We start from the raw sequence: 12,156 nt of genomic DNA, 5'->3' as shown, positions 1-12,156 counted from the left end.
TAATTGGGATCTAGTTCAGCCGGGGGTTTAAGTCTCTTCAGTAAACATAGTTGATTTTTCAGGGCTCTTTTACGAGAAATCATTCGCTTTTTAATGGATACTGCAATGGATGAGGGCGCCCTAAATAATGCACAGTCTGCTGGTTTGAATTTGTTGCAGTGGCTGCACGGGATGTGTTGGCAAACCGGTTAATTTATTGTAGGCGCGATAGATAGCTTTAAATGAGGAGGTTTGGTACTAAAAAGTGGATATTTCCCCTGATAAACAGAATATAGACTCAGTTTTCTCAAACACCGTTTACTACATTGATTTCTATCAACGTGACTATAAGTGGACAGCTGAACCCGTTCAACGCTTGTTGGATGATATTTATTACCAGTTTGGAGAGGCTTATCAGAAACACCTTGATCTAGATCCGGGTAAAGAAACAGTAACGGCATATTACCCTTGGTATTACCTTAACACTTATGTCACTAATGTGATTGATGGGCGAGTGTATGTCGTAGATGGTCAGCAACGTCTTACGACATTGACGTTGATATTGATTAAACTTCACCACATGGCAAAAACATATGAGTCCAAGACAGCGCCTTGGTTAGAAAACAAAGTTGCAGGTTACAGTGGCGTGGAGCGTAACTTCTGGATGAACCATGTCCGTTTTAAGAGCGTGTTGGATGGGCTGTTCGAGGGAGAAGATCCTGGCTTAATTCAAACGTCTGGAGGTATCACTGCCGTAAACATGGTTAGCAACTACCTGACTATCGATCAGTGGCTTGATAAGTGTATTGATAGCCAGCATAAGCTAGAGACTTTCGTATTCTACTTCTTGTCTAGGTTAGTGTTGATTAATTTGGCGGTTGAGCAAACTGATGTCCCTATGGTGTTTGAGGTTATCAATGATCGAGGTGTGCGATTGAGGCCCTATGAAATACTAAAAGGTAAACTACTTGGGCAGATTGATAAAATTGAGCTAGATAAGGGGAATTACAACGAGATATGGGAGCGGCAAACTAGTAAAGTAAATGCCTATCGAGATAATGAAATAGACGCGTTTTTTCGGTCTTGGTTGAAAGCTAGGTTTGTCCTTTCTCGTAAAGAAGGGCAGCGATTTGATGGTGATTATCACCGAGAGATGTTTAAGAGCGACATGAACCAGGTGCTTGATCTCGAGCACAATTCAATTGCTGTTAAATCGTTCTTAGCAGGTACTTTTCGTTATTATTCAAATCTATACGCGCGAGTTTGGGATGGCGCCCAGAAACTAAACGATGATTATCCCTGTGTCTTTTATAATAATCTTAACGATCTTGATACTCAGTTCATGTTGATTCTTTCTTCCTGCAGGCTGGATGATCCTGAAGAAACGCAAAAAATAGCTTTAGTGTCACGACAGCTAGATCGATTCTTCACTCTTTTGCAACTGCAAAACAGTTACGATAGTAACCAGGTCATAACGGAGCTTTTCCTGGTGGCGAGAGGGATTAGAGATGTGTCTCTTGAAGAAATTGCTCCGGTTTTTGAAAAGCACTTGCGCCATATTCTGGAGCAGAGGCGCTCAGGTGCAGTGAGCGAGAGCTTCCAATGGGGTTACTTCCGTAGTGCTTCGATTGTATCACTCAATAAACGTTTCATTCGTTACTACTTCGCTCGAATTGATCAATTTATCGCAAATGGTATGAAGGTCAGTCCCAAGCATCCTATTCAAGATTTAGTTTCCAGGCGGGGTGAGAAAACCGGTTTCCATGTAGAACATATCTTGTCTAATAACCAGTTTAATCTGGATGCTTTTGGTGGTGATGACGAGAGGTTTGATGCTGAACGAAACAGGCTTGGTGGGATTCTCTTACTGAAGGGTAAAGACAATATATCTAGTTCAAATGAGGTGTATGTCGAAAAGCTAAAAACCTATGCCGGTACTCTTTATTGGAACGAAACTCTTAGATCGGATACATACAAATCAAAGCTTGACTTTGATGCGTTCCGAAAAAGGTACGGTTTGGATTTTCATGAGCTGTCAAAGTTTGGTCCCGATGAATTGGATTACAGGCATAGGCTGTTGTTCGATTTATCCAGTGTCATATGGGGTCAAGACTGAATTTCAATACTGCTGGAGGTTGATTCTGGAGCAGGGGTCGTTAATAGAGTGGCGGTATTTTGAGCAGGTCTAAATCTGAAGAGAGTGTAAATTTTTGGTGTTGGGGTGATTTGGTTTAAGCCTGAAATTGAGGGGCAAGTAGAAGCAATGAGGTCTTTCGATGGATTTGAGCCTAAACAATTCCTATATGTAGAGGGGCGGAGGGTAATCTATTAGAATTTCTATAGAAGCTAATGGTGCCCAGGAGAGGACTTGAACCTCGACGCCGCATTTTATCTGTTTGATTTGTAAGGCTATATTTTTTTTGATTGTCTCGTGGAGGGCCAGTGTGAATACCCATTGTGACATTATTCCCAACTCTGATGATAAGACTTAAGGTTGTTAGAAACAAGCAGGAAGCCTATAGTCCAAATTAATGATAATGATGCGCATTACTAATTAAGGATCGCTATCAATGGAGCAGGGCATGCGTCATAGGGCTTTTAAGAGCGGAAGGGCTGAGGTAAGCGCCAGATTTATTACAAAGCAAGTACTAAGTTAACTCTAATCCAAAATTCAACATGCTAGGTAGGTTCCTGGCTGCAATGCAGTCGATAAAACACCGCATCCCCCCGAGAGCTAATCGCCTATACCATTATGTAATGGCATCTCGCAGCTTTTGGTGGCGTGCCATCACTAATTCTTATTTTCCTAATTTAACTTAGAACTCCTTCATCCAGGAGCGCCCACATGTAACGAGCAAGATAGCTTCGGAACGGGCGACTTCGGTCTGGCTCTAATTTCGCTGGCAAAAAACGTTCTTCAAGAATTTTGCGAGCACGGATAATTGAGCCATCGCTTTCAGGGAAAACATCAGGCATCGCGAAGTAGAAAATTGCTAGCATGTCTGCGGACCATTGGGACAACCCCCAATGCTCTGATACTGCTAGCCTAAGTTCCTGATAATCGAGTCTGCGCCATGCTTCGATGCTGCCAGGGTCGCTTTCGTAACAGGCGGAAAATTCTCGGATCGTTCGGGCTTTACGGCGAGATAAACCGCAGCTAATCAAATCCGCTTCGGTTAGTTTCCAGCTTCCTACCAGCTTATGGTCTGCGCAGCGTGCTTGAATGCGAAAGTATATCGTATTGGCCGCAGCGCGTGATAGCATCTGCCCCACCACAATTTTAGTAACAGCTTCCGCTATGGGCAGCGACTGGGGCTTTAGGGGTTCTAGTGGAGAAAGTTTCTGAAACAGGTCAGAGAGTTGTGGGTACGCGCCTATCAGATGCTGTAGCTGGCTCAATGGTATTTCTCCTAGATAGTTGATACGCATTACTTTTTACAAAAACAAATAAGAATAGAGAGGTTGCACCTTGAGTGGCGATAATTTTCTTCGGACCATTACTGATGTAAGTAGAATCATTACACCGATAGACAGCACGATTCGGTTCCCCGAAGTGCTGGAAATCCTGATCAAGAAGTACGGTAATGCTATTGATTTGTTTTGCGAAATCATCAATGAGTCCGAATCGAGCGCAGATGTATTGGAAAAAATCCGATCAACGGATCGAGATGCGGATCAGCGTATGGCACTTCTAAAGATGTATCGCCGCTGCGTTTCTCCTGTACTCGACACCGAGACTACTAAAAAAATCAGGAAAATTAGCACTAAGTCCCTTATCCAAAATTATGGAAACACGTTCAAGCCGATCTCGAAGCTAAAAGCTCAATTCTCAGGCCTGTCAACAGAGTATAAGTATGCATTGGCAGCACTGATTGGGGAATACGACATGCGGGGACAGCTCGGTTATCAGCTCACAGAGACATTTTTTGACTGGTTCGAAGATCATTTTAAAGATCAGTATTCTATCGAAGGTCCACGTGGTGCCGGGCGTGATATCGAGCTGTCACAACTCTATCCCGACTTTGACGGCTCTTATCCATGTGACTTTGTAATCCGTCGCTATAGCGACCAGGAGGTATTAGCCGTTGGATTTGCTCGCTACGACTCCACGCGAGGCGGTGCGCAGTCTGACGACCGGACTGGCGGCAACTCGAATAAAGTCGAAAAAGCTAAAGCTTTTGACGAATTTACGTCGACTCGTCTCAAATTGATTTTCTTGTCAGACGGGCCTGGCCTCATACATGGGGATACCTGGGAAGAGTCATGTGTGCTGGATGGCCAATGGGACGGACGAGTACGCGTAGTCACGATGAAATTGGCCGCAGCGAGGATAACTCCAGAATGGTTGGAAGGCTAAATCTTGGAAATATCACGGACTTCATTCGGATACGCCTCAATCAGTTGACTATCGACTATAAAACTACAAAGTGGCCCCTCGGGTTCACTCTCTAAGAGTAGAGGTTGATTACCGGCTTTCTTTGCGGTCCCGTTTACATAGTCTCCCATCGGTTTCAAGCCGTGTCGCATGCGGTGTATAGTTGCCTTGGCCGCGCTGAATGAGGCATCGATACCTAGATATCGTCGTTCCAAGTCTCTTGCAGCGTGAAGCGTTGTCCCTGAGCCACAGAACGGGTCGACTACGATGTCACCTGCATCAGAGCTGGCCCCGACGATCATTTTAATCATTTCTAGGTTTTTCTCAGTCGGGTAGCCAGTGATCTTGATGCTTTGGTGATATGCGTCGCGATACTGATCCCAGTAATCAGTTAGCGATGTTTTTTTTCCTTTTGTCCAATAGACTTTGCGGCGCGGATTCCCATTGCTAGACCAGTGGATATCACCTTGTCGATCAAATTCGTCAAGCTTGGTAGGTGTATATTGCCAGTGTTTCCCTGACGGCGGCATGACTCCGCGCCATGGCTGTCCAGTCTCACCATTACGAGTGCCTGGTGCATGAACAGGGACGAGCTTGTATCGTCGCCCAAGGCTATCAAATTTTGGATATTCTTTCTCGATCCATTCTTTCTCCGGTTCAATGCCCGGTTTGTTCCACTTATAAGATTTTGACTTGGAATAAAAGAGAATGTAATCATGTATGTTAGCGTACTGTTTGCTAGTAAAATTCTTGCTACTGCACTTCCTCCGAGTGATGAGGTTACGGAAGTTAGCAGAGCCGAATACTTCGTCCATCACGACTTTCAAGTGACCAAGCATCTGATGACCAATATGGACATATATCGAGCCATCGTCTGCCATTGTTTCGCGCATGAGGATTAGGCGACGTCGCATGAATTCAATGTAGGCAGCTGGCCCCATGCTATCCTTATACGCATGCTCAAGATCTCGAGAATGGAAGTCAAAACCTGTGCCATATGGGGGGTCAAGGTAAAACAGGTTTACTTTTACATTTTCACGTATCAATTCATTGAGAACAAAGAAGTTATCGTCAAGAATGAAGGCGTTCTCTGGGATTTTACTAACTTCTGTCGTGTCCGTGCCGCTTAATAGCAGAAACCGACGCGCAGTCGGCGTGATTATGTCTGCTCGGTCGGCCTTGTTAGGATAGCTGAGCGTGACCTCATCACCTTTCGACGGCAAGGCAATAGGTTCCTGATAGAAATCAGCGGCGGAAATCGCGTCCTTTGAGTGCTGCTCACGTTTGGTGATGCCAGTAGCCATGCTTAGCCTCTTTTATTGGTAACCAGAATAATATTTCTGGCGATTATAGCTAAATAAATCAGTTTATTATAGAATTATATTGAAGTTCGGTGCCTGTAGCAAGCACGGTAACCAGAAAATGTAGTAATGCTGGCGGATGAACGCCCCTAGTAAGATGTTATTCACTCGGATATGAGCGCTTCGTCTACTATTGCGCGTTGTATCCTTGAAGCCATATTTAGCTACGTTAGAAAGACAGTTTTTCACGCTCTTTGGTCAGAGATGGCCGTGCCCACTATTCTCCGCAGTTTCACTGAGGTGTCCTCTTTCTTGCGAGCGCCGCTCTCTTTCGCCGGCAAGCGAGTGTCCGTATGTTTCATATCAATTGGCCGGCTTCTACTCCGGTGTTATGGTATTTCACGCTGAGCCCTCGCGCCAGGCTCAACTGATCCTGCAAGGCAGGAACGGTATCAGGCTTCTATCGAGAAGAAGACTGATAATCTGCCCGCAGACGGGTGATCTATGCCACTGATCACTATATAATGATGTCTTTACGCACCCGTAGCTCAGCTGGATAGAGTAGGTGGCTTCGAACCACTTGGTCGGGAGTTCGAATCTCTCCGGGTGCGCCATTTAAAATGGTCCGCTTTGTGCGGACTTTTTTTGATACAAGGCCAATGTGAATCCCTGGCTCGACGAAAAAATTCGAGTTTGGGTCGCCCACAGGACTGCGCAATTCGCCGAGGCGAATTGCAAATAACACAGTTTGTAAAAAAATATCGAGCTAGATCTTAGTTAGAATTGAGATATAGTTTCATGTCAACAACAGGGAAGATCACTGGGCTTAACTATTATCTGGGAGTGGGCGCATTGGAAGTCTCAATCGGATGATCTTTTGTCAGAAGCTACATTATCGAGCATGCATGCAATAGTACGGAGCGGACTTGGCATCACAGATCCTATGCGTTTCCGGGAGCAACATATCACAAGTTTCATTATTCATTTGACAATATTGTAACAAACCGCCCAAAGGGGTGGGCCGCAGCTTCCTGCTGGTTATACTATGTTTATAGCAGGTGATTCTAAGTCGCGCTTTGTTTTTCAGTAAGTTGAGATTTTTGATCTGAACTAATACAGCTAAATGAGCCAAGGGCTGCCATTCTTTGGTTCAGAGATTCTTGCGAAAAAATCTACTATGTTCCCAGATAGCGGGTCATGTCGCACTGCCCAGCCTTTCGCCCACTGTATCCACTCCGTTATCGCCTTGCCGTCGACATCTATTGTTGAGTCTTGGGTGGCCGCCATTTCCTCTATCCTTTGAATCAGCTCTCGCACTCGGGCGGCCTCTTGGCTCCTGTTGGAAGCAGCAATGAAGCGCTCCCAGCACTCCTCGTCAGCTTTGATTCGCTGTGCCTCTCGATGCCGTCGGCTCCGCTCCTCGTCATCTCGACGGCGTTGGTCCTCTCTTTCCCGCTTTTGCTCTACCAGCAAGGGTCCGGCAGCCTTGAATATCCTCACAATATCCGGAACATCTTCTTCTAGGGTATGCTCGTCGTTTTCCTCTGCCCAGCGAGTCGCAAGGCCTCTGGGGAGCCAGGTCTTTATATTGAGCATCAATCTGCCGCTGAATTGGCGCTCAATTTTGTGGGTTTTGCCTCTGTTCCAAGGCTCGACAAGCTCTTCCTTCGTAAGCGGCATTTTTACTTGTTTGTACCGCTCAGTGATGTTGAACTCCACTGGTATCCCTTCGTAGGTTAGTTCCCACGATTGGTCATAGCTTCCTGGCCCGACCTTGTACCCGCACTTCTCAATAGCTTTGAATATAGTGTCCAATATACGGTGGCGCCTCATTTCAAGGTTAGTGAAGGGCTTCCGGGAATGGTCGCGCATTGACACAGGAAGGTGAGCTTGCCACCGTTTGTTGCGCTGGATCGACGCCTCTCGTTCGTCGCGCCAACGGCTAACTACCGGGTGCGGCTTTACTAGCTTTCTAGGTACACTGATATCGGGTGTAGGGGTCGAAGCAAGAGCCTTTACTACCTCTGGCCTGGGTTTCGTCAGCGCTTTATCAACCTGTTCTATCACTATTGGGTCGCGTGCGACATCATCTGCGAGTTCCGGCAACGGTGTCTGGGTAACCTTTTGTCCTGCTGCGTGTTTGGCCCAGTATCCGCGTGGGGGAATGGGAATATGTCTTCGTCTGCAAAGCTTTGCTAAACCTTGATCTGACAGCCCGACTTCTTTTGAGAGTTTCGTCATTGGCGTTTGCCAGACCAGATCGTAAAGCTCCTTGCGAGTAAATATGTGGGTTTTCATGAGTCGCCTCCGATGTTGATATAAGGGCTGATCTTATAGTTTATATCGGAATTTGCGTCACTGGGGTTGGCAGTTGATGGCACTTGTATAAGGGGAGTGAATCATAGGTGCGGCAAAATATGGCACCATCATCATCAGGCGTTCATCACTGGTTCTAAGCATAACAATCGGGGGTGGAGAGCCTGAGCCACTAACGTTAAAACCGCCCCGAAGGGCGGGGTCCTGCTGCTTCCTGCTGGCTATACTGTGGTTATAGCAGGCGATTTACAGTCGTGCTTAGTTTTTCACTAATTTGTGGCTTTGGATTACATCATCGTCAGTAGCCGCGGCCCGATTAATTGTCCTGGCATCGATCTAGAAGCGCCTGAATACTGCGCTCTTCACTCGCCTTCATATTCAGGCCATAGACTCTTACGATCCGTACAAACCTTGCTACATAGCTGCACTGGCCTGATGGTGGCAGCCATTCATCAGGGCCTCGGGCACCCTTGCTTCGATTGAGACTCGCTTCCACAGGTATTAGGTTTACGGGGTCGTTGGCGAAATTCTCTCGTTCCTGCTGAGACCACTGAGCGGCACCCCGGTCCCAAGCCCAGCGCAGTGGCACAACATGATCAATATCGATCTCTGATGAGTTCTGAATGATATTTTCCGTAAACGGGGATACCCAACGACCTGTTGTGACCCTGCAGCGCCGGCTGTCCGCGAATCGCACCTGAGTGTTAGAGGTCGCAATCAATGCCTCTGCTCGACTATCCTGGCAATCCCCGTCAGCGTCATCCCACCCTTGGCCGAACCGAGATCGGTCATAGCCGCTACTCGATGCAGATCTTGTCGTGGAGCGTGGTAGAGGCTCTGAGGAGACCTTTGAGACTGCTGAGCGACTCAGGTTAGCTGGGAGCCTCCCGCCACTGTCGAGGCACGCCTGAAGGGTCTCAAAGGGCCGGTAGTTTCGAGTCCGCTCGTAGTAACTACTCTCCGGTGGGTGACAAATGTCAGAGTTCGATTTCTTGACGATTTGGCTCTGAGCGAGAGCTTGAGGAGATGTGGCTATCAGGGCAACAAAGACCAGGAATACAGCTATAGGTGCTCGTGTTAATGCTTTATTGCCCATGGGGTTGCCTGCTTTTCGTTGTTTTCGCGGTGAGTATAGTGTTTTTTTGTTTGGCAGGGAGGAAAAGCTTCATCCGTGTACGATTAGCGGAGGCTCGTGATAGTACAGGAGAACAGCAGATTGCTACCGACGCTAGTCTGGCAGGCGACTGGGGTATAGCGAACATCAGGCTGTCGAACCTGCTCCATGGCATCTAGATTGAACTCGGGGCTGAACTTTCTTCTCTTCGACTTAAACACTACGTTTGCCTATAATCAGGCTTTTCTGAAATCTCCGTAGAATCGGGGTAAAACCTATCTGGCATATAATGGACTTGGCAATTCGGCAAATCATAGAAGGCGAATGAAAATGTCACCTAAGCTAAAAAAGCGACACGGGATAATCACGGCCGGCATTGTAGTTTTTATCTGGATCAATGCGGTATTTTTTTCTGACGGGTGGAGAACAGACGCGGGAGTAGTGCAAAACCTGCAACAAATCAGAATAGTTCTCAGACAGAGCGAGCGAATATATCACTACGGTGAACCTGAATCCCCTAATAGCGTGGTTAGGCCCTTAATCTATGCAGAAGATAGAGCTGGCGTGTCATTTCGCACGATATATTTATTCTCGCTTACTAGTATTTTTGCAGTGATGTCCGTACTTGTTATCATTCTTGCCCCAAAAGATTAGGTGGGCCGCTGCTCGCCAGTGAATCGGCGCCGGTGGCGCAAATCCTTGGGCGGCACGCCGCACTCAGTCTCTTGCAGCAATCGGTGATCTGTTCGTCTGTATATCGCTTCTTCACGTTCAATCTACTCTGCTAGGGGTATTTGGCTCTAAATCGCACTGCTACTCAATTATGAGGTGACGTCGTCGGTTCACCCGGTCTTTCTTCACGCGTGCGGCGGGCCATGTCCTCGTCTCTGGACTTGCCGGTGCCGCCAAAGGCTTGTGTGCCCTCGGTCTCTGTCTGCCGCTTCCAGCGTGACAAAAAATTGGAGCCTATACCCAGCTCACGGGCAACCGGGGCACAGCTGACGCCGTGCTGTCGAACCTGCTCAATGGCATCTAGATTGAACTCGGGGCTGAACTTTCTTCTCTTCGACTTAAACACTACGTTTGCCTATAATCAGGCTTTTCTGAAATCTCCGTAAAATCGGGGTAAAACCCCTTGGAGGGGTGGTGCAATGACCGTCTACGATCGCGAGCGCGCACTGCAGGAACGCCTTAATTCATTTTTCCATAAAAATTTTGCTCTACCTGACTTGGACTACTATTCCCGCCTGGACAGAAAGGCACTTGCTGGGCTGAAGGCCGTTCTTAGCGATATCAATAACATCTTTACTATGAAAATTTGCTTGGAATTTGGTACTTGGCTCGGCGAAACCCTTCAATTGGATGCTAAAACTCGAGGTGAACTTAGAAATTCGATTCTACAAAGCCAACCCAACACCAACGGCTTTGATCTAGAAATTCCAGAGCCTGTCGGCGTAGTCGCCGAAGTAAAGTGCAATGTACCGATAAACGGAGGTTCGGTTTACGGTTCTGCTCAACGCAACGGGATCGTGAAAGATATAGACGCTCTCATGGAGGGCAAGAGCAAATCACGGATCGATCCCACCAACTGTCTTAAGTTTCTCGTTCTTCTAGACACACCTGAGGTAAGAGCTGCGACAAGGCATCTTGTCAAAAATTTGAAGCGGCACAAAGAGGCAGTGGTGTTCGTTGAGCCAGGAATCAAGCCCGACTGCAGGCACAATCTCTACGTCGTCCACGTCAGTGAATCGTAGTCAGCCGCAACTACTGAGGGGCAAGTATTACAGTAGTCTTAAGTGAATGCGGGCTAGTTCATATGGTGAGAAGGAACTGGCAAGTCACCTATCATTTTTGAGGCATGTTCTACACCGACTTCACGGGCACTTCAGTAGGTCTTTATAGGTTAGGCGCTCGGTTCTAAGCTTGTATAAGGGAAGTCAATCACAGGAGCCGGCAAAATATGGCACCATCATCATCAAGACATCCGCGTTGGTCCTAAGCATTACAACTTTTGATGGGCTTCGACGTTACCAGATATACCATGTCTTCGAGCGCCAAGCGAGACTGACATGCCCGGTTTGAGGCATTCGGCCACCATCACCGCCTTCTCTTCTGCGGTGTACCGTCTGCGACGCTGTACCCCGGTTATGACTTCGATTCTATCCATTCTTAGACACTTCTTAAGCCTAGTGCTATGCCTAGGTCCTAACATCAAACGAAGTGTCCGGTTTAATTGGGGGCTAGTTCACGGAAGAGTTAAGGTGGCGCGGCTTTGCGCCCGCATAAGGCGTGACATGTTGACTCTTTCCGCCTGCATCGCCTTGTTGGGCGGCGCCGCACTGACAGCTTCCGGAAGGACCTCTGGCCGCTCAATCATCATTGATCGGAACAATGGGGTCCGTCTCCACCTGATAGGCATGTTCTAAGGCCCTAAGCATTTCGATCTGTACTAATTGCAGCTCACGGGAAGCGACGGCATCTTTGAATGCATTGTTCAAATGCAGTAGCGCATGACATTTATTGGGTTTAGTTGGAACCGAAATGTAGATTGGCACACCGCCTTCGACGCAGGCCCCGACAATTCTCAAGACTTTTTCGGAAGTGAGCAATTCGCTTGCCTTTCCAAGAGGCTGCAAGGTCAGACCGCCTTCCTCTCCGCCATTTAGCCTAACAATAATCTTTGATCGATCAGGACGCCACCCATCATCAAGTTGAGGCATGATTCTCCATCCGCAGTACCAAGTGCGACAAACCTCCGGCCGGTTCTTGTAGATTCCACAACCACCCTCAGGCAACAGATTTTGGCAAGGCACATCGGCTAGCTTCTTTAGGGTCGGCTGCTCAATACGCAGAGTTACGCAACACGCGGTGCATCCACCGCACTCTCTGCCAGGGACCAATTTGCTTTCCAATTCAATCATGGCTCAAGCCGCCCAACATCTATATCGTGCGCCAGCACGGTTATCCAGTCTTTCTGCGCGACATCTCAATAGACTGTTTTCTCAAGTGTCGTTGTTAGCTAGCTGAAAGACAACGAACCCAAATGCCGCTAGCACGTTCCTGTCAGATCA

The 12,156-nt window shown here is 47.4% G+C and carries 8 protein-coding genes, 1 tRNA gene and 2 pseudogenes; 4 read left to right on the top strand and 7 right to left on the bottom strand.

The genetic code is table 11. From position 1 onward, the window contains the following. Positions 1-244: 244 nt before the first annotated feature. Positions 245-2,095 carry a DUF262 domain-containing protein gene (locus PHACT_RS06065; RefSeq protein ID WP_070116364.1) on the top strand — a complete coding sequence of 617 codons (1,851 nt, stop codon included), beginning with the start codon at positions 245-247 and terminating at the stop codon, positions 2,093-2,095. 695 nt (positions 2,096-2,790) lie between these two features. On the opposite strand, the gene PHACT_RS06060 is transcribed toward PHACT_RS06065, so the two are convergent. Beyond that, positions 2,791-3,378: a DNA-3-methyladenine glycosylase family protein gene (locus tag PHACT_RS06060; RefSeq protein WP_139141451.1), complete on the bottom strand. Its 588-nt coding sequence runs from the start codon at positions 3,376-3,378 to the stop codon at positions 2,791-2,793. A gap of 70 nt (positions 3,379-3,448) precedes the next feature. Here PHACT_RS06060 and PHACT_RS06055 point away from each other — a divergent pair, with 70 nt between their 5' ends. Then, positions 3,449-4,336 carry a hypothetical protein gene (locus tag PHACT_RS06055; protein WP_083264387.1) on the top strand — a complete coding sequence of 296 codons (888 nt, stop codon included), beginning with the start codon at positions 3,449-3,451 and terminating at the stop codon, positions 4,334-4,336. Here the strand turns inward: PHACT_RS06055 and PHACT_RS06050 are convergent. Beyond that, on the bottom strand, positions 4,333-5,658 hold the full coding sequence (locus tag PHACT_RS06050) for a site-specific DNA-methyltransferase (RefSeq protein ID WP_070116362.1): 1,326 nt from the start codon (positions 5,656-5,658) through the stop codon (positions 4,333-4,335). The two genes, PHACT_RS06055 and PHACT_RS06050, sit on opposite strands and share 4 nt — an antisense overlap. Before the next feature lie 534 nt (positions 5,659-6,192). Between PHACT_RS06050 and PHACT_RS06045 the strand changes: the two genes are divergently transcribed. Continuing rightward, positions 6,193-6,269, top strand: a tRNA-Arg gene (locus PHACT_RS06045). A 505-nt stretch (positions 6,270-6,774) separates the two neighbouring features. Here the strand turns inward: PHACT_RS06045 and PHACT_RS06040 are convergent. The 3 genes and pseudogenes from PHACT_RS06040 to PHACT_RS06025 form a co-directional block, all read right to left on the bottom strand. Then, positions 6,775-7,953, bottom strand: a complete 1,179-nt coding sequence (locus tag PHACT_RS06040) for a hypothetical protein (protein WP_070116361.1) — start codon at positions 7,951-7,953, stop codon at positions 6,775-6,777. Between the two features lie 334 nt (positions 7,954-8,287). Beyond that, the gene (locus PHACT_RS16005; protein WP_083264386.1) at positions 8,288-9,067 is read right to left on the bottom strand and encodes an HNH endonuclease family protein; all 780 of its coding nucleotides are present in this window, start codon (positions 9,065-9,067) and stop codon (positions 8,288-8,290) included. Between the two features lie 874 nt (positions 9,068-9,941). Further along, positions 9,942-10,163, bottom strand: a pseudogene (locus PHACT_RS06025) (transposase); the annotation flags it as partial. Positions 10,164-10,236: 73 nt separating this feature from the next. Here PHACT_RS06025 and PHACT_RS06020 point away from each other — a divergent pair. Continuing rightward, the gene (locus PHACT_RS06020; protein WP_070116357.1) at positions 10,237-10,839 is read left to right on the top strand and encodes a hypothetical protein; all 603 of its coding nucleotides are present in this window, start codon (positions 10,237-10,239) and stop codon (positions 10,837-10,839) included. 269 nt (positions 10,840-11,108) lie between these two features. Here PHACT_RS06020 and PHACT_RS16000 read toward each other — a convergent pair. After that, positions 11,109-11,252 (bottom strand): annotated as a pseudogene (locus PHACT_RS16000) (transposase); the annotation flags it as partial. 202 nt (positions 11,253-11,454) lie between these two features. Continuing rightward, positions 11,455-11,805 (bottom strand): hypothetical protein, encoded by a 351-nt coding sequence (locus tag PHACT_RS15995; protein WP_083264385.1) that lies wholly within the window; start codon positions 11,803-11,805, stop codon positions 11,455-11,457. Positions 11,806-12,156: the final 351 nt, after the last annotated feature.

The sequence above is a fragment of the Pseudohongiella acticola genome, assembly GCF_001758195.1.
GTDB classification, from domain to species: Bacteria; Pseudomonadota; Gammaproteobacteria; order Pseudomonadales; family Pseudohongiellaceae; genus Pseudohongiella; species Pseudohongiella acticola.
This window is presented reverse-complemented; position numbering and strand designations above follow the sequence as displayed.